At 55.5% G+C, this 25,057-nt stretch carries 21 protein-coding genes; 13 read left to right on the top strand and 8 right to left on the bottom strand.

Annotation, left to right across the window (positions count from 1 at the left end; translation table 11 throughout):
- Positions 1-2: 2 nt before the first annotated feature.
- The 7 genes from TY09_RS01355 to TY09_RS01325 form a co-directional block, all read right to left on the bottom strand.
- Positions 3-980 (bottom strand): ABC transporter ATP-binding protein, encoded by a 978-nt coding sequence (locus tag TY09_RS01355; protein ID WP_042430329.1) that lies wholly within the window; start codon positions 978-980, stop codon positions 3-5.
- Between the two features lie 12 nt (positions 981-992).
- Positions 993-1,895, bottom strand: coding sequence for an ABC transporter permease (locus TY09_RS01350; protein ID WP_081759575.1), 903 nt, complete (start codon positions 1,893-1,895; stop codon positions 993-995).
- Positions 1,896-1,909: 14 nt separating this feature from the next.
- Positions 1,910-2,836 carry a nickel ABC transporter permease gene (gene nikB, locus TY09_RS01345; RefSeq protein WP_009062541.1) on the bottom strand — a complete coding sequence of 309 codons (927 nt, stop codon included), beginning with the start codon at positions 2,834-2,836 and terminating at the stop codon, positions 1,910-1,912.
- 339 nt (positions 2,837-3,175) lie between these two features.
- A complete protein-coding gene (locus TY09_RS01340) occupies positions 3,176-4,723 on the bottom strand; it encodes an ABC transporter substrate-binding protein (protein ID WP_009062656.1) in 1,548 nt (515 codons plus the stop codon).
- Positions 4,724-4,807: 84 nt separating this feature from the next.
- Entirely contained in the window at positions 4,808-5,959 is a 1,152-nt protein-coding gene (locus tag TY09_RS01335; protein WP_042430327.1) for a M20 family metallopeptidase, read from the bottom strand.
- A gap of 40 nt (positions 5,960-5,999) precedes the next feature.
- Positions 6,000-7,187, bottom strand: a complete 1,188-nt coding sequence (locus TY09_RS01330; RefSeq protein WP_042430325.1) for an amidohydrolase family protein — start codon at positions 7,185-7,187, stop codon at positions 6,000-6,002.
- 40 nt (positions 7,188-7,227) lie between these two features.
- Positions 7,228-8,265, bottom strand: a complete 1,038-nt coding sequence (locus tag TY09_RS01325) for a uroporphyrinogen decarboxylase family protein (RefSeq protein WP_042430322.1) — start codon at positions 8,263-8,265, stop codon at positions 7,228-7,230.
- Between the two features lie 134 nt (positions 8,266-8,399).
- Here TY09_RS01325 and TY09_RS01320 point away from each other — a divergent pair, with 134 nt between their 5' ends.
- Positions 8,400-9,338, top strand: a complete 939-nt coding sequence (locus TY09_RS01320; RefSeq protein ID WP_042430319.1) for a LysR family transcriptional regulator — start codon at positions 8,400-8,402, stop codon at positions 9,336-9,338.
- A 979-nt stretch (positions 9,339-10,317) separates the two neighbouring features.
- On the opposite strand, the gene TY09_RS01315 is transcribed toward TY09_RS01320, so the two are convergent.
- Positions 10,318-11,241: a LysR family transcriptional regulator gene (locus TY09_RS01315; RefSeq protein ID WP_042430316.1), complete on the bottom strand. Its 924-nt coding sequence runs from the start codon at positions 11,239-11,241 to the stop codon at positions 10,318-10,320.
- A 214-nt stretch (positions 11,242-11,455) separates the two neighbouring features.
- Between TY09_RS01315 and TY09_RS01310 the strand changes: the two genes are divergently transcribed.
- The 12 genes from TY09_RS01310 to TY09_RS01255 all read left to right on the top strand — a co-directional run bounded on the left by TY09_RS01310 (position 11,456) and on the right by TY09_RS01255 (position 25,022).
- Positions 11,456-11,638, top strand: coding sequence for a hypothetical protein (locus TY09_RS01310; RefSeq protein WP_009062462.1), 183 nt, complete (start codon positions 11,456-11,458; stop codon positions 11,636-11,638).
- Positions 11,639-11,690: 52 nt separating this feature from the next.
- On the top strand, positions 11,691-12,605 hold the full coding sequence (locus TY09_RS01305; RefSeq protein ID WP_042430313.1) for an AEC family transporter: 915 nt from the start codon (positions 11,691-11,693) through the stop codon (positions 12,603-12,605).
- A gap of 169 nt (positions 12,606-12,774) precedes the next feature.
- Positions 12,775-14,259: a sodium:solute symporter family protein gene (locus TY09_RS01300; protein WP_042430310.1), complete on the top strand. Its 1,485-nt coding sequence runs from the start codon at positions 12,775-12,777 to the stop codon at positions 14,257-14,259.
- Positions 14,237-15,853: a sensor histidine kinase gene (locus tag TY09_RS01295; protein ID WP_042430307.1), complete on the top strand. Its 1,617-nt coding sequence runs from the start codon at positions 14,237-14,239 to the stop codon at positions 15,851-15,853. Before TY09_RS01300 ends, TY09_RS01295 begins: the two co-directional genes overlap by 23 nt.
- Positions 15,854-15,883: 30 nt before the next feature.
- Positions 15,884-17,245, top strand: coding sequence for a sigma-54-dependent transcriptional regulator (locus TY09_RS01290; protein ID WP_009062689.1), 1,362 nt, complete (start codon positions 15,884-15,886; stop codon positions 17,243-17,245).
- A gap of 412 nt (positions 17,246-17,657) precedes the next feature.
- Positions 17,658-18,428, top strand: a complete 771-nt coding sequence (locus TY09_RS01285) for a LamB/YcsF family protein (RefSeq protein ID WP_042430303.1) — start codon at positions 17,658-17,660, stop codon at positions 18,426-18,428.
- Between the two features lie 25 nt (positions 18,429-18,453).
- Entirely contained in the window at positions 18,454-19,653 is a 1,200-nt protein-coding gene (locus tag TY09_RS01280) for an NRAMP family divalent metal transporter (RefSeq protein WP_009062758.1), read from the top strand.
- 17 nt (positions 19,654-19,670) lie between these two features.
- The gene (gene pxpB / locus TY09_RS01275) at positions 19,671-20,411 is read left to right on the top strand and encodes a 5-oxoprolinase subunit PxpB (protein ID WP_009062543.1); all 741 of its coding nucleotides are present in this window, start codon (positions 19,671-19,673) and stop codon (positions 20,409-20,411) included.
- On the top strand, positions 20,408-21,361 hold the full coding sequence (locus TY09_RS01270) for a 5-oxoprolinase subunit C family protein (protein WP_042430299.1): 954 nt from the start codon (positions 20,408-20,410) through the stop codon (positions 21,359-21,361). The genes pxpB and TY09_RS01270 overlap by 4 nt, the downstream gene beginning before the upstream one ends.
- Positions 21,362-21,397: 36 nt before the next feature.
- Complete coding sequence (locus TY09_RS01265; RefSeq protein ID WP_074432601.1) at positions 21,398-22,765, top strand: 5-oxoprolinase/urea amidolyase family protein; 1,368 nt, start codon at positions 21,398-21,400, stop codon at positions 22,763-22,765.
- A gap of 33 nt (positions 22,766-22,798) precedes the next feature.
- Positions 22,799-24,160, top strand: a complete 1,362-nt coding sequence (gene accC, locus TY09_RS01260; protein ID WP_042430297.1) for an acetyl-CoA carboxylase biotin carboxylase subunit — start codon at positions 22,799-22,801, stop codon at positions 24,158-24,160.
- Between the two features lie 82 nt (positions 24,161-24,242).
- Complete coding sequence (locus tag TY09_RS01255; protein ID WP_009062453.1) at positions 24,243-25,022, top strand: putative hydro-lyase; 780 nt, start codon at positions 24,243-24,245, stop codon at positions 25,020-25,022.
- Positions 25,023-25,057 lie beyond the last annotated feature (35 nt).

Below are 25,057 nucleotides of genomic sequence, written 5' to 3'. Positions count from 1 at the left end.
CTTTATTCCTCCTTTTGGCGCAGAATGCACGAAACAGAATGCGTGTCGCTCAGCTGTATTCTGGTGGGCAGCGCTTTGCTGCATTCCTCTACCGCGTAGCTGCAGCGGGGGGCAAAGGGACACCCGGGCGGCAGATCGGTCGGGTCGGGCATCAGGCCGGGGATCGGGATCAAACGGTGGGCGCGGGCATCGATATTCGGGATCGAATGAAACAGCCCTTCTGTATAGGGGTGCGCCGTATGCTCGTAAATATCCTCCAGCGTGCCGTGTTCCACCACCCGGCCGGCATACATGACGGAAACCTCGTCGCATACCTCGGCCACAATACCCAGGTCATGCGTGATCATCAGCATCGACATGTCATATTTTGATTTCAGTTCCTTCATCAGCTTCAGCACCTGGGCCTGAATGGTCACATCCAGCGCCGTGGTGGGCTCGTCTGCAATCAACAGCTTCGGGTTGCAGGCCAGCGCCATCGCAATGACGACTCTCTGCTTCATCCCGCCTGAAAACTGGTGGGGATAATCGCGTCCGCGCGAAGCGGGAATGCCGACCAGCTCCAGCATTTCGCCCGCTTTTTTCGCGGCCTCCTGCTTGTTGATGCGCTCATGCAGAATGTAAACCTCCGCAATCTGTTCGCCCACAGGCAGCACGGGATTCAGGCTGGTCATGGGGTCCTGAAAGATCATGCTGACAAGGCTGCCGCGCATTTTCTCCAGCTGGTGCTTGCTCGCGGCAAGAATGTCCTCTCCGTCAAGCGTGATGCTTCCGCCGGTGATCACGCCGGGCGGGTCCGGAATCAGGCGCAGAATAGAAAGCGCGGTCGTTGTTTTTCCGGCGCCGGTTTCGCCGACCAGGCCAAGCGTTTTGCCGCGCTCAATCTGCAGACTCATGTCATTGACTGCCTTTACGACGCCGTCGTCGGTGCGGAACTCAACGCTCAGGTTCTGGATGTCCAGTAATGTGTTGTGATTGTTCATGGCAATACCTCTTTAACGTTTGAGCTTCGGATCCAGTGCGTCGCGCAGGCCGTCGCCCAGAAGGTTCAGCGACAGGATCGTGATCATGATCAGAAGGCCGGGGATGATGACGATGTGGGGCGCGTCGCGGATGTAGGCGCGTCCGCTGGCCAGCATGGCGCCCCATTCGGGGGCGGGGGCCTGAATACCGAGCGAAATAAAGCTCAGCGAAGCGGTGGAAAGAATCGCGGTCGCCACGCGCAGCGTTGCCTGAACAATGATGGGGGAAAGACAGTTCGGCATAATGTGGCGGAGAATGATGTGATTGTTTTTGGCGCCGATCGCTCTTGCAGCCTCCACAAATTCCTGATCCTTCACGCTCAGAACAGAGGCGCGCACGATCCGGGCGAAGGTCGGCATGCTGGCAAGGCCGATGGCGATCATCAGGTTCAGCATGCTCGAGCCCAGTGCGGCCACGATCATAATAGCCAGCAGCAGAATCGGGATCGACAGGAAAATATCCATAATGCGCATGATGACGTTGTCAACCGTGCCGCCGAAATAACCGGCGATTGCCCCGAGGATTCCGCCCGTAACCAGTGCGATGCAAACGGCGACCACGCCGACCAGAAGGCTGATTCGGGCACCGTGCACCAGGCGGGCGAAGATGTCGCGGCCGAATTCGTCGGTTCCGGCCCAATGCTCGGCGCTGGGCCCCTGCAGGCGCTCGACGACGTTCTGTTTGATGGCCACGGTGTTGTAATCGGCAATTTGGTTTGCGAAGATTGCAACAATAATCAAAATCGAAACAATGACAAGGCCGAACATCGCCAGCCTGTTGCGGCGCATTCTGCGCCAGATTTCCGTCATCTGGCTGCGCTTGCGCTTTTTGGACTGCTCTTTTCCCATAGTTGCCGCGGCAGTGGAATCTTTCATACTTAGCCCTCCTTTCAGCGGTACTGGGATTTGATCCGGGGATCGATGTACGCGTACAGAATATCAACGAACAAATTCACCAGACTGAACACGACGGCAAAGGTGATCAGACACCCCAGCACAACCGGCTCATCCTTTTTGTTAATGGAATTGATCATCAGCATGCCGACGCCCGGCAGCGAAAATACGGTTTCGTTGACCACCGCGCCGCCCAGCAGCGTGCCGATCTGCAGGCCGATCACCGTGATGACGGGAATCAGCGCGTTGCGCAGGGCGTGGCGCAGAATGACCCGCTTTTCATTCGCGCCCTTGGCGCGTACCGTGCGGATGTAATCCTGACGGATGACCTCCAGCATACTCGAGCGCGTGGTGCGCATAAAGTTTGCCGTTGCGCCCACGCCCAAAGTGACGGCGGGCAGAATGTAGCCCTGCCACGAGGTGACGCCGCCGCTGGGCAGCCAGCCAAGCTGCAGCGCGAATACCAGAATCAGCATCAGACCCAGCCAGAAGTTCGGCATGGCAACGCCGGTCAAAGCCAGCAGGGTACTGATGTTGTCCAGTATGGAATACTGCTTTGTCGCCGAGATGATCCCCAGCGGAATCCCGATCAGCACGGCCACCAGAACACCGGCAAACGCCAGGATAAAGGTGGTGGGCATGCGGGAGAGAATTTCTGAAAATACAGGCTTGCCGGTGGTGTAGCTGTTGCCCATATCGCCGTGCAGCATGCCGGCCATGTAATCCACATACTGCTGCAATACCGGCTTATTCAGCCCCAGCTCCTCCCGGATCTGCGCGACGGTCGCTTCGTCCGCTTCCGACCCGGCCACAACACGCGCGGGGTCACCCGGCGTCATCTTTAAAACCATGAAAACCAAAAGCGATACGCCGATGACAACGGGAATCATCATCAGGATGCGCTTGAAGATATACTTATGCACGGCACTCCCTCACTTTTGTTTTGAATCCACAGGTGTGTACTGATTCGGGTTGGTTTTGTATACTTAACAAACTTCAAAACAAGACCGTTTTGAAGCGCATGGGGAACCGTGCGGCGCCAGCATAGCTGGCGGTTTGCTGCCGTTCATAGTCAATGAGCACCTGAAGGTGCGTTGCGGGGAATTCCCCCGCAACTTGAAAACCAGACGGTTTTCAAGTTCATTGACTATATCACAGCACAGCGCCCGATTCCCAAGCAGGCGCTGCCGGCAAGAGGACTTGCAGCAGCGCCCCACTCGGACTCTTGCTATTTCGAACAGGACTTCTCAGGGGGAAAGCCCTTACTCATAGGAAAGCTGATCAAACACGTCGTTGCCCAGCGGATGTGGAGTGTAACCCGAAAGATCGCCGCGGATGCCGACAAGGTTCGGCACGCAGTACAGGGGAACCCAGACGGCCTGTTCGGTCAGTGTTTTCTGCAGCTCCGCGTAAATTTTCATTCTGGCGTCGGCGTTTGTTTCCACACGGGCAGCCTCCAGCTTCTGATCCACTTCGGGAATGTTGGTAAACGAACGATTGCCCGAGGAAGCGGGAACCTTGGAATTAAAGAGCATGTACAGGCTGGTGTCGGGGTCGCCGGTGGTGTTATTGTAGCTCATGATAAACATCTTGTAGCCGCCATTGTTGATCTGCTCGAGCATCGCGGTGGATTCCGCCGTGTTGATGGTGACGTTGATTCCTACCTCGGCCAGATTCGCCTGAATCAGCTGAGCCTCCGTATTGCGGGTATCGCCGGAAACCAGGATGGTGGTTTCAAAGCCGTTTTCGTAGCCGGCCTGCTTGAGCAGCTCTTTCGCTTTTTCCGGGTTGTAGTCATAATGGGCGACATCGTCGGTGTAACCGCTGATCTGCTTGTTCATTACGGAGTCGGTTACCTCGCCGTAGCCGGCGGTTGCGACTGTGTTGAGCGATTTGCGGTCGATTGCGTAGTTGATGGCCTGACGGACGAGCGCGTTGTCAAAAGGCTTTTCTTTCTGATTCATCGAAACATATTCAATCTTGGGACTCATGCTCGTAACAAGCTTTACGCTGTCTTCCTCGCTGATCCTCTTTGCATCGGAGGCCGCTACGGTCAGGTTCAGGTCAACCTCGCCGGTCTCCAGCGCGATGGTGCGGGCCGAGCCTTCGCTCATCAGCTTAAAGGTGAGAGAAGTGGGCTTTACCGTTCCGGCGAAATAATCCGCGTTTTTCTCCAGAACGATCTTGTCGCCGGAATCCCATTTTACAAACTTGAACGGGCCGGTGCCAACCGGGGAAGCGGAAAACTTATCGCCCGCTGCTTCCGCCGCTTTCTGGCTTACAATAGAGTTGGCGGTGTGACACAGGTTGGACATCAGCGGGGCATAGGGAATATTCGTCTTGATGGTGACGGTGTAGTCGTCGTCCGCTGTCACAGAGGCAATGTTGGCGGTAAAGGTCTTTACCTTTGCACTCTTCTGGGCGCGCTCAATGCTGTAGACGACGTCGCTGGCCTTCATTTCATCGCCGTTGTGGAACTTCACGCCGTGCTTGAGCTTGAAGGTGACCGAAGTATCGGAGGTGAATTCCCAGCTTTCCGCCAGATCGCCCACGATTTCCATTTTGTCGTTCAGCTTGACAAGGCCGTTGTACAGCTGGCGCATAATGTACAGGGAGTTGCCGTCCCAGCCGTCCTGGGGATCGAGTGTGACCGCCTCGGCGGCCGTCGCAATGACCAGATCTGTTTTTCCCTTGCTGGATTCCGATGCGGCTGCCGCGCCGGACGCACCGCTTGCGGCGGAAGAGCTGCCGCAAGCGGTGGCACCAAGGAGCATCGCAAAGGTCAAGAGCATCGCTAAAATCCGTTTCATAACATTTCTCCTTTTTCTTTTCTTGCTCATATCACATGCTGCCGCACAGCGTCGGCAAACAGGATGGATGGGGATATTTCGGGACTACTGCATACTGTTCAGAACCTGCTGGTCGGTGATCAGGCCGATCGCGGTGAGCACCATGGCCTTGACTGCCTTGACCACATATGTATCCCCCGGCGCGCTGCCCGCGGCCTCCCGGAACGCGGTGGTGTGCGTGTTCTCCTTTGCCAGGAACAGATGCCCATGAATCGCCGGCAGACGCTGGGTAACGTTGCCCATATCCGTACTGCCGATTCCGTGGTCGCGGTAGCGCGGGATGACGGTTTCGCCCAGGTGCGTAAATGCGGCCGCCATGTGCTTTTCGAGCGTTCTATCGTTGCAAACCGGCTCGTAGGCAAAGGTTTTTTCGCTTTCCACCGTTACGCCAAACGCTTTTGCGGCGCACTCGGCGCAATTTTCCACAATAGCGACCAGCTTCTGATGATACATGACGTCGTCGCTGCGTACATTATACTTTAGTTCGGCAAAGTCCGGTATCACATTGGTGGCTTCTCCGCCGTGCGTAATATTGGGGAAAACCCGGCTGTAATCGCGGAACTGGCTGCGCCAGGCGTTGACCATGTTCACCGTTTCTGTCGCGGCGGCCAGCGCGTTTGCACCGAGCCACGGACTGGCGGCACAATGCGCGCTGCGCCCGTGATAGCGGAAGGTGATCGTCTGCCCGGCCAGCGACCAGTCCTCCACCATGGTGGAGTCGCAGGGGTGGATCATCATGGCGTAGTCGATGCCGTCGAACATCCCGGCGTCGAGCATCTTGATTTTGCCGCCCCCGCCTTCTTCCGCGGGGGTGCCGAGGAAGATGCTGTTGGCGGGCAGATCGCATTGGCGCACCAGCTCGTCGAATACGATGGCCGCCCAAACGCCGGAGGCTGCGATCAGGTTGTGTCCGCACGCATGGCCGTTCGGCAGGGCGTCGAATTCTGAGATGAACCCAATGTTCAAAGCGTCGCTCCGCGGCTTGTGCTCCGCGCGGATGGCCGTTTGCAGCTCTCCGGTTCCGCGGACTGCCGTAAAGCCATGTGCCTTTACGGTGTTCTCCAGAAGCTCCGCGGACTGGAATTCCTGAAACGCCAGTTCCGGATTTTCAAAAATAGTATGGCTGACTGAGAGTATTTCCGGGGCCAGCTCGTCAACCCGCTGTTCGGCCCGTTTGATCAGATCTTCCCGCATCATTGCTGTTGCTTCATCCTCTCCGGCATTGTGAATGGTACTGTTATTTGCAGGGGGTTCCGTCCTTCCAGGTCTGCACCACGCGGGCGAGACCGTCCAGACTCTTCGTCAGGTCGCCATCGAATGCCGCGATGTTCGCGAGACGCCCGACCTCCAAAAGTCCCATGTCGTCGCGCTTCGCAATGATTGCGTTTGTGCCGGTCGCGCGGCCGATCGCCTCTACCGGGCCCTCGCCGAGCGTGTCTGCGATCATGGCGATCTCGTCACGGAGTGTTCCGGCAGTATCGGTGCCTGCGCCGATGAGAATGCCGGCTGCCTTTGCCCAGCGCATGCCCTGTTCCTGTTTGCTGAACACGCGCTCCTGCAGCATATCCCAGTATTTTGCATTGGGGCCTGCCTTGGCTGCGCCGCGGATTCCCGTCATGGTTGGGTTCAGGTGGGTGCCGCGCTTGGCCATTTCTTCGATCAGGTCTTCTGTCATCATGCAGCCGTGCTCAATATGATCGATTCCGGCAAGCACCGCGCGGCGGATTCCCTCGTTGGAATAGGCGTGAATCGCACAGTCGCGGCCCAGATCGTGCGCGGCGTCAGTACCGGCGCGGAGCTCTTCGAGCGTGAACTGCGGGATGCTCGGGTCCTCCTGCGGAAAATGCTCCAGCCCGCCGCTGCCCATGAATTTGATGACATCGGCGCCCTTATTGCACTGAATGCGCACGGCGCGGCGTACGGCGTCGGGGCCGTCGCACTCTATGCTCTGGCGATAACAGTGCCCGCCGGTGATGCTGATGGACATGCCGCAGCTGCTGATATACGGCCCCATGACAAGCCCCTCTTCGATGGCCTGCCGCAGGTTGATGCAGGTGTAGCCGGTCAGGCCCTGGTCGCGCACATAGGTGATGCCCTCGTCTTTCAGGTAACTCAGCATATTGACATAGCTGTGCAGAATCAGATAGGGCAGATCATTGCTCATCAGCTTGGTCGCACATTCGCCGAAGGTTTTGCCGGGTGCCGGGAAGCGCAGCGATTTGCGGCTGATGTGGTCGTGTATATTCATCAGGCCAGGGGTCAGGGTGATGGATTCGTCAAATTCCCGGGTGTTTTCCGGTGTGGCGTCCAGGGGCTTTTGGGAATCCACATAGGTGATGAATTTTCCGTCAAAGCCAACCCATGCGGGGATCAGGACGGTTTTTCCGTCGCCGGTGATTGCTCTGCTGGCGTGAAGATAGGTCATCTTAAATCACAATCCTCTCTTTTACTTTGCTGTGCGCCGCTTAGCGCAGAGATTCTTCTACGCTGGCGCGGAATGCGTGCAGCTCGTCGTCCTGTGTATGCACAGAAACAGAACAGTCCGGAGCCAGCAGGAACGGTTCGTTCTGCATCTTCTGCAGAGTAGTGCGGGCAAGCCGACCGATCTCTTCGGCCTTGTTCTGGCCAAAGGGACGCTCATCCACGCCGCCCATCGCAATTTTTCCGTTCAGCCACGCTTTGCTTCCCCAAATGGGCGGGCAGCCGACCGCACTGGAGGCCCAGTGGATCATGTTGATCGGCCACGAGGTAAAGCGCTCGGGGTTGCCGTAAATGCCGCAGGTGTGAATGATCACCTGAGAACCCTTCAGGGCCTCCAGAACCATCAGATCATATGGTTCGACAAACTCCTTCCACTCTTCCAATGTAAAGTAGCCGCTGCGCGCCATACCGAGGCACGCGTAAAATACACCGTCAATTCCGGTGGTGAGCAGCTTCGAGCAGTAGTCGGCCATCGTTTCGGCTATGTTCTTCAGTGCGTGCTTTACTTCATCGGGGTGGTCAACGCACAGATCGATCAGCGGGCTTTCCTCTCTGGGGGAGGGGCGGTAGCGCCCGACGCTGCGCATGCCGCACAGGTTCAGAAGAATGCCGATCGGCGTAAACGCCGACTGGATAATGGGAACGTCGCCGCCGCTGTCTTGTACGATCATTCTGCACATGTCCAGCTGTTCCGCAAAAACTCCCTGATCCCCCGGCAGCACCGAAACTTTTTCCAGGTCACGGTAATCGTGAATCAGTGTTTTTGTGCGTGTGGGAACCACATCGTTGTAGTGGTCATAATCATACTCATTTCCCCACGCCTCGTAATAGTAAACGGCACGGGGGTTAATCTTCATCACGTCCCAGTCATATTCCCGCTGGAACTCGAGCAGCTTATCCGCCATTACGCGCGGCCCGCTGTGTTCAAATTCTGTGTGGTGGCGGTATGCTGTAACCGGCACACGGTCGGCCAGCTCCCCATTCATCACAGCCCGAAAACGATCGCGTTTCGTCCAAGCCATTGGTCAAACAACCTTTCTTTCTCCAAAATTTTATCTGCATTCAATAACTCATGCCGTCAGCCCGGGCGGCGGCTTTGGGTTGTCAAACGTGCCGGGATTATGTTAAAATACAACAAAAAAGGGGAGGGAGCACTGTGATCAGCTTTTTGCAGCTTCGCTATTTCATGGTGGTTGCCGATTCCCGCAGTTTTTCTTCTGCGGCAAAGCAGCTTTACATTTCGCAGCAGACCCTGAGTGCCCACATTGCGCAGATGGAAGCGGATCTGGGGGTCATCCTGTTCGAGCGAACACGCCCGCTCACGCTGACGGCAGCCGGGGAACAGCTGTATCAGCGCACGGATGAACTTTTGTTTCTGCACCGCCAGCTGGAACAGGAAATGTGGAATTTCTCTGAAGGAGAATGCCAGAACCTGCGCATCGGAATCGCGTCCTCCTATGCCCGAACCCTGCTGCCGCAAATCTTTCCGGATCTGATGAAAAAGTGTTCCTATGTAAAGCTGGAGCTTTACGAGAGAAATTTCTCGGATTTAAGCGAGCTGCTGCAGAAGCACAAGGTCGATATGATCATGACCCGTCCGCCATACCCGAACAATACGGTGGCTGTGCCGGTGCTGGAGGAAACCATCAGCATTTATGCGCCAATGGTTTCTCTGGAAAACATGTTCCACGAGAACGCGCAGGAGGTTGCGCTTGCACTTTCCCGCTCTGCGGAGATCGAGCTGCTGAAAGAGTGTCCCTTTATCCTTCCGCGATCGGGCAGTGTGCGCGATTCCTGCAACGAGCTGTTCCGCCGCCACCAGATCACTCCCCGTATCGTAACGGAAACAGATTTTCTGGAGACGGCCATCGCCTTTTGCCGCGCCGGCATGGGAATTACCCTGTCGCCGACGGGAATGCTGCAGGACCTGACGCGGCAGTCCTCCGCAGAAGAGCCGTTAGGGATTTATCCCATCAATGAAAGGGACACCCGCCGCAGTCTGGCTATCTGCTATTTGGACCGTGCGGTCGTGTCACGCTCTATGCAGCAGTTTATTTCCATTGCGAAAGCGAAGCTTGGTCAACACGTTTTTTAACAGACAAATCACAGAGCGGCAGACAAAGAGATCGCTGGTTCAGCCAACGCCTTTGTCTGCCGCTTTTTTTGATCCAGACTGTACAACGTTGGCAAATTGGATAAATTTCCAATTTATGAGTCCCATTCTAGCAAACACCACAGGGAATTCAAGCAGTTTTTACCTTGATATCCACAGTGATATGCTTGTGATTTCCGGCGTTTTCTCTTAAAACAAAAATGGCGGAGGAAAATTAGGGTTCCGGGCTGAACAAGGGCTGTCATCCAGAATGAATGAGAATTTTGCGCGGAAAGCTGCTGTTCTGCTTTTCTTTAGAGGAGAGGCGGCAGCTGTCCCAAATGGAAAAAAGAAAGATTTTTGGAGTCGGTTTGACCTGAAAGCTTTATTCATTCTAATCATATATGAATTTACTATTTAATACGGTACTACGTTTTTGAAATGATGTCAAGGAACCCTTTCTGCCGCTTTCAGGCGTAAAGCAAAAAATGATGATTCCATTTTGCTTTTGAAAAATAAAAAATTGGTATCCATTGGAAAAGAGTTGCCGCATACCTTTTAATATCAAAGCGAGGCAGCTGCCGGCAGCAATTGCGAAAAACACAAGGCCGACCTGTGTTTTCAGGCGAAAATGAAAACGGCAAACAAAGCAGTGACTGATTCAGCCAACTTCTTTGCTTGCCGTTTGTATTTCCTATTGGAGGGACTGCCCTGTATTTGTCTTCATTTTATCACACCAGGTCGAAGAGATAAAACTGGATTTTGCTTGTATAGCACAAGTAAAATTCTGTAGATCGGTTTGTATACCGCGGTGTTTCGTGTCAAAATTTGCGTTTTGGAAAGTGAACCGGTTTTTTTTGTGCGAGTGTAATAAAAACAAATGCTTTCCCCTTGGCAACTTTGGGGGCGGTTGGCCCGCCTTCCAATGCTTTCTGAATACAGAAACGCCACTGAAAATAAAATAGTTCCGTTTGCAGTGCTTTTACCGGATCAATCGGACAGCCAGCTCTATAAAGCTTGAGATCGTGCTCCAGCGGTACGCCTGCCCCAGCCACCCGAATCGAATCTGATACCGTGTGGACTCACTGAAGTGAAAGACTTTCAGGCCGGAAATCTCTTCTTCGGAAAGGGCGGTGCGGACTAATTTTTCAGGGCAGAAGCAGGCGCCTACGCCTCTGACGCACAGATCGAGAAGTGTTTCGATGTTCCCGGCCTGCGCCTTTACGGTGGGGATAAAATCTGCCTGCGCGATCAGATGGTGGCCGATTTTTCCGGCGATGTCCTCCCGGCTGTTGAACAGGAAGGGACAGTCGCAAAGAACAGACAGATTTTGTTGGGCCTGAATTGTTTGGATCGCAGCGTCGGTTTTCGCTCCGAAAAGCCTGCGCAGAAGCGATTCCGCAATCAGCAGGACGACCTCTTCCTCATAAAAATCCATCAGCTCTACCCCCGGAATCTGATCAGGAAAGTTGGCAATCGCGAGATCGATTTCGGCCTTGAGCAGGTTTTGCTGTAATACGTCGTTTTTGGCTTCCATTACCTGCACGGTGATCTGGGGGTAAATTTTCTGGTATTCGGTGATCAGCTCCGGCAAAATAGTGCGGCCCCGAGTATAGGCGATTCCCACGCGCAGAACTCCTTTCTGGTTGTGAGAGATATCGCTGAACTCCTGCTCCATAGAACGGTACTTCCGCTGAAAATCCAAAGCGTACTGCAAAAAGACTTCTCCGGCGTAGGTCAGCTCCAATGGGCTGTGGCGAATGAACAGCTGGCACCCCAGCTCGCGTTCCACCGCAGCGATGTGGGCGCTCAGCGTCTGCTGGGTGATATGCAGCTGTTCGGCGGCTTTGGTAAAGCTCTGTTCTCTGGCTGTCGTTGTAAAATAAGTCATGCTCAAAAAGTTCAACGGCCGCCCTCCTTTTCAAAATTACAGTATTTACACTGTATCATATATCAAAAATAACAGTTATACAATAAGGCGTTTTTCTTCTATACTTAAATAATACAGTAAAAGCGCTTGAAAGCCCTGATTCTTCCTCTGCCCTTGCAGACGGAAGAGTTGAAAATTTATCTTTCTAACAGGGACAGAGAATGGAGATAATCGGAAGGGAGATTACAGAATGAAGCGGTTCTTTTCGAAACAGAAAAAACAAGAGTTCAGCTTCCCCGCTGAAAATTCAGAGGTACAGGGGCTGCGCAGGCAGGTGGAAGAGTTAAATGTGTTCTGCCGCCAGCTGCAAAATGAAAATGACCGCCTGAAGAGGCTGCTCTCCTCTATACAGGAGCTTGTGCTCCCCAAATGAATCAATCAGCGTTTTTCTCATTCGCTTTTGGAAAGAGAGGCTGTGAATACATATGAGAGTAATCGATCTGTTCAATTTGCAGGGAACCTTGTTTGTGATGATTCTGGCCGGCGTCGTGCTCAAACGCCGCGGAATCATCGACGAGCCCGGCAAAAAATGCCTGACAGACCTGTGCGTAAGCATCATCATCCCCTGCAATATCATCAAATCGTGTCTGATCGCCTTTGACATCTCCGTGCTCAAAGCGTGCAGCGTGCTGCTGGCTGTCGGTATCCTGATCCAGCTGCTGTGCGTTTTTTTAAATCGATTTTTGTTTAATGGCTATCACGAGCAGCAGAAAAAGGTGCTGCAATACTGCACTATCGTTTCAAACGGCGGCTTTCTGGGGAACCCGATCGCCGAGGGCGTTTACGGCAGTCTGGGGCTGCTGTACGCGTCGGTTTTCCTGATTCCGATGCGGGTCGTCATGTGGTCGGCCGGAACATCTTATTTCGTCGCGGGTTCCACAGACCCGAAAAAAGTCATCCGCAATATTCTGACGCACCCGTGCCTTGTGGCGATCTATATCGGAATGTTTCTGATGGTGACACAGATTCAGCTTCCCGTTCTTCTTGTTTCCTCCATTCAAACTATCGGGAACTGCAACTCCGCTATCACCATGTTCATCATCGGTACAATATTGGCGGATGTCAATGGAAAGACCATCGTCAACAAAACCACGCTCTGGTTCAGCGTGCTTCGCCTGATTCTTCTGCCGCTGATTGCGTTTGGTCTTGGTTTGCTGTTTGGGCTGGACCCTACCGCAACCGGTGTCGGCGTGATTATGACGGGAATGCCCGCGGGCGCGACGGCGGCGATTTTTGCCGCACGGTACAACAGCGACGCCCCTTTTGCGACCAAATGTGTTGTGCTGACCACGCTGCTTTCTATGGTGACGATTCCGATCTGGTGCTATATCATTGGCTGAGCGGAACGGTTTCACCTCAAAACTGCTTTTGTTTTCCAGAACAATATCAAAAGACCTGCGTTGCTTTTTTTGGACAATATGCTAATATAAAAAGCGTCTATTGATTTCTAAGTTGAGAATCCGGACCTTTCAGCAGAGCTTCCAATCAAAAGCAAAGGAGACGAAAGCGGTGAATTTTGATAAGGAGATTCTTTATCTGGGGTGTTTTGCCCTGTACTCCATCGTTCTGTTGATCGTGGGGAAAAGCAGAACGCAGCAGCAGAATACCCTGCGGCACTTTTACCTGGGGAACCGGCAGCTGAGCCTGTTCCGCAGCACACTGACTTTTATCGGAACATGGATTTCCGCCGCGACGATCCTTGGCTTTACGGGGAACGTGTTTGAAAGCGGGCTGGCTCCGCTGCTGTATTCGGTGGTGCCCTGGTTTTTCGGGGCCTTTCTGCTGCAGATGATCAGCGGCCGCCTGTATGATTACGATGTGCTGACCATTCCCGAGCTGATCGGCAAAAAATACGGCTCCAAATGGCTTCAGATTTTATTTGCGCTGGTCATGATGGTGACCTATACGCTGTATATCATTATCCACATCAAGGGTTTCGGCCTGGTGGCGTCCGGTCTGTTCAATATCCCCTACAACGTGGCGACGCTGATGATCTATCTGTTCATCCTGTACTCCACCTTTGGAGGGTACCGCGCGGTGACGCGGATCGATGTGGCGCATATCCTTTTGCTGACAGTGGGCACCGCTTCGGTGTATCTGCTGGTGGTGGGGCAGGCCGGGGGCTTTTCCGAGTTGTTCCAGAAGGCGGGGGAGGTTTCCGGCTACGCGCACGGCGGCAGCGTTTCGGTCAACCAGCCGGGCGATCTGTTCCGCTTGTTCGACGGGGAGAAGTTTACCCCGCGCATGAGCACCACCATGTTTTTTGGGTGGGGGCTGGGTCTGGCCAGCAATCCCCAGTATATGATCCGCATGCTTTCCGCAAAGGACAAGCGTGCCGCCCGCAACACCGTGCGCAGCGCGCTGTGCTACCTGGCTGTTTTCTATTTTGCCCTTCTGACGATCGGGCTGGGGATGCGCGTGCTGTTCCCGTCGCTGGCCGCTGTTACGAACGCGGACGACGTGGTGGTGTACGTTCTGAACGACCGTCTGTTCACGCCCCTCAATACACTGTTCCTGTTTGCGATTCTGGGGGCGTGCGTTTCCGTCGCAAATTCACAGCTTCTGCTGTTTTCCACTTCGTTTGCCTACGATGTGATCCGTCCCCTGTGCCCGAGGCCGCCGCGGGAGTACACGACGATTCTGCTGACGCGCCTTGGGGTGCTGATCGGCGGCACCTTGTCGCTGCTGTTTTCCACACACCCTCCGGCCAGCCTGCTGTCTTACGGCGGCGACATCTGGGGGATTTTCGGCGTGATCTTTTTTCCAGCCCTTTATGGCGCGTTTTTATACCCGAAGGCGACACGTCAGGGCGCCTGGGCGGCGCTTTTGGTCGGGCTCCTGGCGATCGCGGTGTTTTACCCGCTGTACTACAGTCAGATTCTGCCGGTTCATCCGGCGTTCCCGGGAACGATTTTGTCCTCGCTGGGATTTTTCCTCACGTCCCGTCTGACCTGGAAGGAGGGAGCCGCCGATGCGCCGCAGGCCGATCTTTGATATTGAGCGAAAAATATTGATCCCGTTCCTTCTGCTGGGGATCATCTCTACCGTAATGTTCGGCGTGATTTTGTACGACACGAGCCGAAGCACAAAGCTGGCGAAAGAACGGAATCTGGCGGAGAACAACATTTCCCTGATTGAATTCGATATCGATTATTCCGTGCGGATGGGTGAGGTGCAGCAGCTGCGGGAAAAATACAGGGAGATCCCACAGTTTCACATCCTGATTGAAGACCAGGACGGCACCTATATCGGCGGAACCCCAGCCGGAACGGGCGAGGTTTTGTATTCCAGCAGTGATAACCAGCTTGGCTGGAAGATATCGTACACAGTCGACCAGCAGGTGTTCACGACAGAGCTGCTGCATGAGCAGAAGTATACTGTTCTGGCGATCATTGCTCAGCTGATTCTGGTGCTTCAGGCCAGTATTTTGATTGCCGACAACATTTCAACGCCCATCCGGCGGCTGAGCTACGCCTGCCGCACTGTCAGCGAGCAGCCGCAGGAGCCGTGGGACGTAGATGTGGAATTTACCAACCGCGGCGACGAGCTGGGCCAGCTGGCGCGCGTATTCCAGGGAATGCTGCGGAATCTTCAGCGCTATACGGCCGATCTGCGCCGGGAAAAGAACCTGAACCAGACGATCGTGGAAAGCCTGCCGTTGGCCGTCATCGCTTACGATCAGGATCAGAATATCCTGCTGAGCAACAGTCGAGCACAAAATCTGCTGGCCAAAACCGAGTACCGGCATGAGGGAAAACCGCTGTCGGCCCTGTTGGAGGAATGCCTCGAAAACCAAAAAGTATTTTACGATCCGATCCAGCTGACGGACGAAGAAAATCATCGGCTGGATGTGGAGCTCGGCGTGTGGCGGCTGATGGATGAAAACCAGAAATCTTGGGGTGTGCTCTGCACGGTGGACGATATCACCTACCGCAAAATGATGGAGGAGCAGGCGGTGCAGGATGAAAAGCTGATCTATACGGGGAAGCTGGCCGCGGAGCTTGCGCACGAAATCCGCAATCCGCTGGCGGGAATCCGCGTGGGGGTGCAGGTGGTGGAGCGCCATTTGACGCAGGATAACGACCGCGTTCTATGCGAAACCATCGTCGGCGAGGTGGACCGCATCAACCTTCTGGTAGAGAATCTGTGCAGCCTGAGCCGGAAACGGGAGCTAAAAAAAGATCTGATCCCCGTGGACGAGCTGTTTGAAGAAATCCTGCTGCTGTATTCCAAAATCGCGGAAAACAGCCATATCAGTCTGCGGTGCGAGGCGCCGAAGGACGTCCTTTTGTATGCGGATAAAAGCGCCATGAAGCAGGTGCTGATCAACCTGATCAACAACAGTATCAAGGCGATGAAAAGCGGAGGAGAGATTCTGATGAAGGCCGGTGTGCAGGAGGACTGCGTCTGCCTGTGGATCATCGACGACGGGCCGGGGATAGCGGCGGAGCACCTGGGCGAGGGAAACCGCGACGGAGGGATGGGTCTTTCGATCGTGTCGCAGCTTCTGCGGCAAAATGACGCCGCCTTTCAGATCAAGAGCGCGCCAGGGCAGGGGACAAAAGCAAGGATCACCTTCCGCCGTTAGAGCGGAGTGCGGAAGAAAGGAAACGAACCGATGCAAAGTAAAATACTGATTATTGATGACGAGTACCTCATCCGCATTTCGCTGCGGGAAGGCCTGACAGACCTGGGGTACCTGACGCAGGAGGCCGAGACCATCGAGGAGGGCCTTCGGCTGGCGGAGGAGTTCAAGCCCGATGTAGTGATGCTGGACAACCGGCTCGGGAACGTGCTGGGTATGGAATATATCGAAACCATCAAAAAGCTGGATGAGGATATTCAGATCATCATCATTACGGCGTACAGCTCCATTTCGCAGGCGGTGCAGGCCATTCGGCGCGGGGCCTACGATTATGTGCAGAAGCCGTTTGATATCGACGCTATAGATATCGTCATCCGCCGCGCGCTCGATCAGCTGAAAAGCCGCCGCAAGCTGGAGCTGCTTTCTTCCGGCGGGCCGCCCGATCTGATCGGGGTCAGTCCGCAGATGCAGCAGATCAAAAGGCAGGTGGAGCTGCTCAGCGCCAAAGACAACGTAGACCTTCTCGTGCGCGGCGAAACCGGCAGCGGTAAAGGTGTGGTGGTGGCGCAGATTCACCAGAAAAGTGCGCGCCGGAATTTTCCGCTGGTGAAAATCAATTGTAGCGCCGTGCCGGAAAGCCTGTTTGAAAGCGAGCTGTTCGGGCACGAGAAGGGCGCGTTTACCGGGGCGCTGGCCCGAAAAAAAGGCCTGTTTGAGCTGGCGAACGAGGGAACGGTGTTCCTGGATGAAATCGGAGATATGCCGCTCCCGATGCAGGCCAAGCTGCTCACTTTTCTGGAGGATCGCAAATTCCGCCGGGTGGGCGGGCTGAGCGACGTAGAGGTAAATGTGCGGGTGATCGCCGCCACAAACCGCCCGCTGGAACAGGCCATTGAAGAAAAAACGTTTCGGGCCGATCTGTTTTTCCGGCTGAACGTCGTGCAGCTTTATCTGGCGCCCCTGCGCGAGCGGCCGCAGGATATCGAGCCGCTGTGCCAATACTATCTGGATTTTTTCAACCAGAAGCTCGGCAAAAACATCCGGCAGATTTCGCCCGCCTTTATGCAGAAGCTCAAGGAGTATTCCTGGAAAGGGAATGTGCGTGAGCTTCGCAACGTGCTCGAGCGCGCTGTGCTGTTCTGCGACGGCGATGTGCTGGAGCATACCGGCCAGCTGCTGGAGGAAAGCGGCGCTCCACAGGTATCTGTGCCGCAGAGCGGGGAGCTCTGGCCCATGCAGGATTTGAGCAGCCCGATCGATTTGCAGAAAGAGCTGGAGCGGCTCGAAATGGCCTATATCGATAAAGCGCTCCGGCTGACTGGGGACAATTATTCTCAGGCGGCAAAGCTTTTGGGGTACAGCCGGTTTTCTCTGCGCCGCCGGCTGGAGCAATAGAGCCAATTTACGAAAAAGAGCGGCATCAAAGAAAATCGGTTTCTTCCTTTGCCGCAGGTGAGGGAAGAAACCGAAAGTCCGTGATCAGATGAAGTGAGTATGCAGTCATTTCACTTTTAAAAAACGATTGATTGCTTCTCCTGCCTGCGGCAGGAGAAGCAATCTTTGCGTTTCTATTCAATTTTTCTAAGTCAATGAATAACAATAGTTCAAAATCGCACATTGTGCGAAACTGAACAGGTCGACCGTGCGAATTCGCACGGTCTTTTTTATTTTCTATGCGAAAAAAGAAATGGATTTGCAGCAAAATACAGAAAAATACGCGAAACAACAGGTTGGCACGCTTATTGCTATAACATTTCAGCGGCAGATGTCTTAATTACATAAAATTTTGAAAAAAGGAGCAAGAAAAATGAGCAGAATTGATTTGAACTGCGATTTGGGAGAAAGCTTCGGCGCCTATACCATCGGCCGTGACGAAGAGGTCATCGCGTATATTTCCTCCGCAAACGTCGGGTGCGGTTTCCATGCGGGTGACCCCTGCGTGATGGAGCATACGGTGCGCCTGGCGAAAGAAAAAGGCGTCAGCATCGGGGCACACCCCGGCTTCCCTGACCTGATGGGCTTCGGCCGCCGCAACATGAACATCACCCCCGCAGAGGCCAAGGCTTACATGAAATACCAGATCGGCGCGCTGAACGCGTTCTGCGTTTCGAGCGGAGTGCCGCTTGCCCACGTAAAGCCGCACGGCGCGCTGTACAATATGGCCGCCAAAGACATGAAGCTGGCAATGGCGCTGGCAGAAGCGGTTTACGAGGTAGACCCCAAGCTGATCTTTTTGGGCCTTTCCGGCAGCAAAATGCTCGAAGCCGCACAGCAGGTGGGCCTGACCTGTGCCAGCGAGGTATTTGCGGACCGCGCCTACAATGCGGACGGCAGTCTGGTCGCCAGAGGAACCCCCGGTGCGGTGATCCACGATGTGGATGAGTGTGTGCGGCGCATCATCAGCATGGCCAAGGACAATGTGGTGACGGCGATCACCGGCGAGCAGATTTCGCTCAAACCACAGTCGATCTGCGTACATGGCGACAATGCCGAGGCAGTTGAGTTTGTAAAACATATTCGCGAGAGCCTGACCAAAGAGGGAATTGAGATTGCCGATCTGCGGGCCTGCACAGAATGATAACAGGGTTTAGGAGGATTTGTTAATGGACGGTGAAACCAAAACCAAAACCAAACGCAGTCAGGCCATCGGCGGCGTATTTTTGATGGCGGCCTCGGCGATGGGGCCGGGCTTTCTGACACAGACTGCAAAATTTACCAATGATTTTCACGGCAGCTTCGGCTTCGTCATCATCGCTTCGCTGCTTCTGTCCCTTATCGTGCAGATCAACGTGTGGCGAGTTCTGTGCGTGGCGAATATGCGCGCGCAGGATGTGGCGAACAAGCTGCTGCCGGGCCTGGGATATTTTCTGGCCATCTTCGTATTCGTGGGCGGCCTGATTTTCAACATCGGCAATGTCGGCGGCGCGGCCCTCGGCCTGAACGCCATGATGGGACTCGATCTGCGGGCCGGGTATGTTACGGCAGGCGTCATCGCGGTGATCGTATTTTCCGTGAAAAACGCGCAGGGCGCGGTGGATAATATCGCAAAGATCCTCAGCATCCTGAAGATCCTCATCATTTTAGGAGTCATGATTGTCGTTCAGCCCCCTGTGGGCATGGCGCTGAAAGAGACCTTTGCGCCCAGCACAGGAGTCCCGGCGCTGTTCCCCTCCATTCTCACTCTGGTGGGCGGTACGGTGGGCGGCTATATCACCTTTGCCGGCGCGCACCGTTTGATCGACGGCGGCGTTGTGGGCAAGGAAAACGAGAAGAGAATCGTAAAGAGCGCTTGCGGCGGCCTGGGGATCGCGGCTTTCAGTCGCTTCTTCCTGTTTATGCTGGTTTTCGGTGTGGTAGTCAAAGGCGTTTCGCTCGACCCCACGAACCCTGCGGCCGATGCCTTTTTGCAGGGCGGCGGAGAAATCTGCTACCGCGTTTTCGGCCTACTGCTGTTCTTCGCCGGGATCACCTCGATTATCGGCGCGTCGTATACCTCGCTTTCCTTTGTCAAATCGCTGAGCAAGACGGTATCCAATCACAATAAGGCCGTGACGATTGCTTTTATCACCTGCGCCACTCTGGTCATGCTGCTGCTTGGCAAGCCGGCTACACTGCTGATCGTCGCGGGCGCGCTCAACGCGCTTGTGCTGCCGCTGGCTCTGGTGATCAGTCTGGTCGCTGCATACCGGAAAGACATCGTGGGTGAGGAGTATCACCACCCCATCTGGCTCACCGTGACCGGCATTGTTTCGGCGATTTTGTTCGCGTACTTTGCAATCGTCGGAATGGGCAGCTTATTTTAATCGTCAGGAGGAATTTTATGTATTCGCAGACGAAATATCTCATCGCGGGGGACTCGGCGCTGGTCGTTGAGTTCGGCAACGAAATCTCCCCGCAGATTAACGAACGGGTTCGCGGGATGTATCTGGCGATTGAAAAGGCCGCGCTTCCGGGGATCGTGTCTTTGACCCCTACTTACCGCTCTCTGCTGGTTCAGTACGATCCGCTGACCGTGCCGTACCGCGAAATGCTGCAAACCCTGCAGAAGCTGGAAGGCAGCCTTGAAAAAATGGAGCTGCCAAAGCCCAACGTGATGGAGATCCCCACGCTTTACGGCGGGGACTGCGGCCCCGATCTGGATTTTGTATGCCAGCACAGCGGGCTGAGCCGCGACGAGGTGATCCAGATTCACTCCTCGCGCGAGTATTTGATTTACATGCTGGGCTTTGCCCCGGGCTTTCCTTATCTGGGCGGAATGGATGAGCGCATCGCAACGCCGCGCCTGAAAACGCCGCGAACCAAAATCAACAGCGGCTCGGTCGGAATTGCCGGGCAGCAGACGGGCATTTACCCACTGGCCAGCCCCGGCGGCTGGCAGCTCATCGGCCGCACGCCGATTCTGCTGTACGATCCGCAGCGCAATCCTCCCATTTTGTACCGCACCGGGGATTACCTGAAATTTGTTCCCGTCAGCGAAAAGGAATACGGCGAGATCGAACAGCAGGTGGCGCAGGGCAGGTACCAGTATCGCCTGTACCCCAAAAAGGAGGCGAAAGAATGAACGCAGTAAAAGTGATTTCACCGGGCGCCCTGACCACTGTTCAGGATGCGGGCCGGTTCGGATTTTTGCAGTCGGGCATTTCGGTGTCCGGCGTAATGGACAGCTACAGTCACCGCGCCGCCAACCTTCTGGTGGATAACCCGCAGGAGGAAGCGGTGCTGGAAGTAACCCTGATGGGGCCGGTGCTGGAATTTCAGTGCAGCACGCGGATCGCAGTGACCGGCGCCATGATGCAGCCGAAGCTCAACGACCAGCCGGTTCCCATGTGGCAGACCATCCCGGTGGGGGAGGGCGACCGCCTGTCGTTTTCCGGAATTCAGGGCGGGTGCCGCGCCTATATCGCGTTTGCCGGTGGGCTGGATGTTCCGGTCATCATGGGCAGTAAATCCACCAACCTGAAGGCGCAGATGGGTGGATTTGAGGGACGCATGCTGAAACGGGATGATGTGGTGCCGCTGAAAGCGCCGTCTGGGGAAGCAAAGCTGTGGGCCGCCAGTGAGGAATGGATTCCGAAATTCCCCACACAGATCACTCTGCGGGCTGTGCTTGGGCCGCAGGAGGACTTGTTTACCGAAGAGGGCATCGCCAGCTTTCTGAATACCGAGTACCTTGTCACCCCGGCGAACGACCGGATGGGATACCGCCTGGAGGGGGAGGAGATCACCCATAAGGCGGGAGCGGATATTGTGTCTGACGGCATCGTGATGGGTGCGGTTCAGGTACCCAGCAGCGGCCAGCCCATCATACTGATGGCAGACCGGCAGACCACCGGCGGATATACCAAAATCGCCACCGTGGTAACGGCAGACCTGCCCCTGCTGGCGCAGGCGCAGGCCGGTACCAAAATCCGCTTCGAACGGGTCAGCGTAGAAGAAGCACAGCAGCTTCTGCATGAATTCCATGAGCGCCTCCAGGCATTTGCCAGAACCCGCCGACCGGTAAACGGCTGACGGATTCCCCCGCAGTGCGGGAAGGAGGGACAAAGCATGAACAGCGCAGTCGTACTTTCCCCGGGGCTTTTCACCACGGTGCAGGATGCGGGCCGGTTCGGTTTTCTGGAATCGGGAATCTCCCCTGCCGGGGTGATGGATGATTATAGCTTTCGGGCGGCAAACCTGCTGGTGGGCAATGCGCCTGATGAAGCGGTGCTGGAGGCGACGCTGATCGGCCCCAGCCTGCGGTTTCAGGATCGCTGCCTGATCGCGGTGACCGGCGGCGAGGCGGAAATGAAGATCAATGGGCACGCCTTTCCCATGTGGCAGTCGGTCTTGGCGGAAGCGGGGGATGTTCTCTCCTTTGCGCCGATGCGCCGGGGCTGCCGGCTGTACATTGCCTTTGCGGGCGGAATTGCCGTTCCCGGTGATCTGGGGAGCAAATCCACCTGCTGCAAGGCGCAGGTCGGCGGTCTGCACGGGCGGCCTTTGCACACGGGGGATGAGCTGCCGCTCGCGGAGAGCGCAAATACTGCCGCGCTTGCGGCACGCACAGAGCTGGTGCCTGATTTTCCGGTGCAGGTTTCCCTGCGTGTGGTTCTGGGGCCGCAGGAGGATGCGTTTACCTCACAAGGAATCCGGACATTCCTCAGCGGCGACTATACGGTAACTCCCGTCAGCGACCGCATGGGGTACCGGCTGGAGGGGCCGCAGATCGAGCAGAGCGCGGGGGCGGATATTATCTCCGACGGTATTGTGATGGGCGCGGTTCAGGTGCCCGCCGGCGGCCAGCCGATCATTATGATGGCCGACCGGCAGACAACCGGAGGGTATACGAAAATCGCGGCGGTCATAACGGCGGATCTGCCCCTTTTAGCGCAGGCCCGGCCCGGGGACACCATCCGTTTTCGTGCAGTCAGTGTGGAGGAGGCGCAGGAAGAGTTGTTGGCATATCGGGAAAAAATAGAGAATTTCAAAGAAAGCATGCTGCCGGTGCAGGATGCACAAATGCAGCTGTCTGTAAACGACGTCATGCGGCTGATGCAGGAGTTTCAGAACAGCCGGATCGGCGTGCTGCGCCTGTCCAATCAGCAGGGCGAGCTGTATCTGGAAAAAAGCAGTCCCGAGAAAAGCGGCGGGACGGAGACCGCCGCAACCCCTCAGGAGGACTGCCGAGAGTCTGCGCAGGACAGCGTGGTGATCTCGCCGCTGGTCGGAATGTTTTATGCGTCCGCCGCGCCGGATCAGCCGCCGTTTGTTCAGGTTGGAACAGCCGTGAAAAAAGGCGACCCGCTGTTTGTGATCGAATCCATGAAGATCATGAATGAGATCGTCAGCGAGCGCGACGGCGTCATTACGGAAATCATGGCGCAAAACGAGCAGGCGGTAGAATTCGGTCAGCCGGTTCTGCGGATGAAATAAGAGCTGTTTTGGGCAGCGTGGCGAGGGATAACAATGTTCGAAAAGGTGTTGATCGCGAACCGGGGTGAAATCGCGGTACGAATTCTTCGTGCATGCACAGAGCTGGGGCTTGGTACGGTGGCGATATGCTCCCAGGCCGACAAAAACGCCCTGCATGTTCAGCTTGCAGACAGGTCGGTTTGTGTGGGACCGGCCCCGTCGGCGAAAAGCTATTTGAATATGGATGCGATTCTGTCTGCGTGCAAGATAACCGGGGCCGATGCGGTGCATCCCGGCGTAGGCTTTCTGAGTGAAAATGCGGAATTCGCCGAACGGTGCGAAGAGCAGGGAATCTGCTTTATCGGCCCGAAGGCCAAAGTGATCCGCAAAATGGGTGACAAAGCCAACGCCAAGCGCGCGGCTGCGGCCGCGGGCGTGCCGACGATTCCCGGCTCCCCAGGCGTGGTGCGGGAGCAAAAGGAAGCCGAGGTATGTGCGCAGAGCATGGGGTTCCCGGTTTTGATCAAGGCGTGCGCCGGTGGCGGCGGGCGGGGGATTCGGCAGGTGGATTGTGTGGGCCAGCTGCCGGAGGCTCTGGCCGTCACCCGGGAAGAAGCGCTGCGGTTTTTCGGGTGCGGAGATGTTTATCTGGAAAAAAAGCTGCTGAATCCCCGCCATGTTGAGGTTCAGATTCTGGCGGATTCATTCGGCAACATGGTGTATCTGGGGGAGCGCGACTGCTCTTTGCAGCGGCGGCACCAAAAGGTGCTGGAGGAATGCCCTTCCCCCAGCACGGCCCTTACGGACGAGGTTCGCAGAAAAATGGGGGAAGCCGCTGTTCGTGTTGCCCGGCAGGTGGGCTACACAGGTGTGGGGACAGTGGAATTCCTTCTCGATCACGACGGCAGCTTCTATTTTATGGAGATGAACACCCGTATTCAGGTGGAGCATCCTATCACGGAGCTGGTGTGGGGCGTGGATTTGGTGGAATGGCAGATTCGTGTGGCCCGTGGGGAAAGGTTGACCTTCGGGCAGAGTGATCTGCTCGCCAGAGGACACGCGATCGAGTGCCGCATCAATGCGGAAACTCCCGAAAAGAACTTTGCCCCTTCCGTGGGCACGCTGACGAATCTGCGCCTGCCGGGCGGCAGCGGAATCCGGCTCGATACCGCGGTGTATGAGGGCTACTCCATTCCGCCCTACTACGATAACCTGCTCGTCAAGCTGATTGCCCATGCGCCTACCCGGGAGCAGGCCGCGGCGAAAATGAGGCAGGCCATCCGGGAGTTTTCGGTATCCGGTGTGGATACCAACGCGGCATTTCAAATGCGGTTGCTGCAAAGCGAAGCGTTCCAAAGCGCGCAGTACGATATCTGCACGCTGGAATCGGAAGAAAGCATCGCCGCGCTTGTGTAGAGCCTCCTGGGGTGGAGGATCATCGTCGTTTTGCAGAGATTGTTTTTTTCGCTCATTCCCAGACAGATGAAGGAGGATCGTTATGAATTTGTTTCATCAGGAACCCAAAGTAGTCCGTCAAATGATCCGGGAGGGGAAAATCACCTCTCCCACCAGCGGAATGTGTGCCGGGTATGCACAGGGGAATCTGGTTGTGCTGCCCAGGGAGTTTGCATACGATTTTCTGCTGTTTACGCAGCGCAATCCAAAACCCTGCCCTGTTCTGGAGGTCAGCGATGTCGGTTCACGTGAGTTTTCCATTACGGCAAAAGGGAGCGATATTGCCAGAGATATCCCCAAATATCGGGTCTACCGCGATGGAGTGATGCAGGGAGAGTATGAGGATGTTTCCTCCTTCTGGCGCGATGATTTGGTCAGCTTTCTGCTGGGGTGCAGTTTCAGTTTTGAAGCGCCGATGATCGAAGAGGGGATAGAGGTACGGCACATTACGGAAAACTGCAATGTACCTATGTATATTACGAATATCCCATGCCGCCCGGCAGGCATTTTCAGCGGGCCTGTTGTGGTCAGTATGCGGCCGATCCCCCACGAAAAGGTGGTAAAAGCCGTTACGGTGACCGAGCGGATGCCGCAGGTGCATGGCACACCGATCCATATTGGGGACCCCGAATACATTGGAATCCGCGACATCCATCATCCTGATTTTGGCGACCCGGTCACCATCAAAGAGGGCGAGGTTCCGGTTTTTTGGGCCTGCGGTGTTACCCCGCAGGCGGTGGTTATGAATGTAAAGCCTCCGTTTGTAATCACACATGCGCCGGGACATATGTTCATTACCGATATGAAAAATTCTCAATTGTAACAGTATCAAACATAATAAAATTTTGAACTAAAAAG

It is taken from the genome of Faecalispora jeddahensis (assembly GCF_000577335.1).
GTDB lineage: Bacteria > Bacillota > Clostridia > Oscillospirales > Acutalibacteraceae > Faecalispora > Faecalispora jeddahensis.
The sequence above is the reverse complement of the archived record's forward strand: the minus strand, read 5'-3'. Positions and strand labels throughout refer to the sequence as shown.

What these genes read in the sequence shown, in the direction of transcription:
- TY09_RS01330 (WP_042430325.1), bottom strand. Translation starts at nt 7,187, where the DNA reads ATGACCTATCTTCACGCCAGCAGAGCAATCACCGGCGACGGAAAAACC.
- TY09_RS01310 (WP_009062462.1), top strand. Translation starts at nt 11,456, where the DNA reads ATGAAGCGGTTCTTTTCGAAACAGAAAAAACAAGAGTTCAGCTTCCCC.
- TY09_RS01350 (WP_081759575.1), bottom strand. Translation starts at nt 1,895, where the DNA reads ATGAAAGATTCCACTGCCGCGGCAACTATGGGAAAAGAGCAGTCCAAA.
- pxpB (WP_009062543.1), top strand. Translation starts at nt 19,671, where the DNA reads ATGTATTCGCAGACGAAATATCTCATCGCGGGGGACTCGGCGCTGGTC.
- TY09_RS01305 (WP_042430313.1), top strand. Translation starts at nt 11,691, where the DNA reads ATGAGAGTAATCGATCTGTTCAATTTGCAGGGAACCTTGTTTGTGATG.
- TY09_RS01270 (WP_042430299.1), top strand. Translation starts at nt 20,408, where the DNA reads ATGAACGCAGTAAAAGTGATTTCACCGGGCGCCCTGACCACTGTTCAG.
- TY09_RS01285 (WP_042430303.1), top strand. Translation starts at nt 17,658, where the DNA reads ATGAGCAGAATTGATTTGAACTGCGATTTGGGAGAAAGCTTCGGCGCC.
- TY09_RS01280 (WP_009062758.1), top strand. Translation starts at nt 18,454, where the DNA reads ATGGACGGTGAAACCAAAACCAAAACCAAACGCAGTCAGGCCATCGGC.
- TY09_RS01255 (WP_009062453.1), top strand. Translation starts at nt 24,243, where the DNA reads ATGAATTTGTTTCATCAGGAACCCAAAGTAGTCCGTCAAATGATCCGG.
- TY09_RS01295 (WP_042430307.1), top strand. Translation starts at nt 14,237, where the DNA reads ATGCGCCGCAGGCCGATCTTTGATATTGAGCGAAAAATATTGATCCCG.
- accC (WP_042430297.1), top strand. Translation starts at nt 22,799, where the DNA reads ATGTTCGAAAAGGTGTTGATCGCGAACCGGGGTGAAATCGCGGTACGA.
- TY09_RS01340 (WP_009062656.1), bottom strand. Translation starts at nt 4,723, where the DNA reads ATGAAACGGATTTTAGCGATGCTCTTGACCTTTGCGATGCTCCTTGGT.
- TY09_RS01265 (WP_074432601.1), top strand. Translation starts at nt 21,398, where the DNA reads ATGAACAGCGCAGTCGTACTTTCCCCGGGGCTTTTCACCACGGTGCAG.
- TY09_RS01335 (WP_042430327.1), bottom strand. Translation starts at nt 5,959, where the DNA reads ATGATGCGGGAAGATCTGATCAAACGGGCCGAACAGCGGGTTGACGAG.
- TY09_RS01355 (WP_042430329.1), bottom strand. Translation starts at nt 980, where the DNA reads ATGAACAATCACAACACATTACTGGACATCCAGAACCTGAGCGTTGAG.
- TY09_RS01290 (WP_009062689.1), top strand. Translation starts at nt 15,884, where the DNA reads ATGCAAAGTAAAATACTGATTATTGATGACGAGTACCTCATCCGCATT.
- TY09_RS01325 (WP_042430322.1), bottom strand. Translation starts at nt 8,265, where the DNA reads ATGGCTTGGACGAAACGCGATCGTTTTCGGGCTGTGATGAATGGGGAG.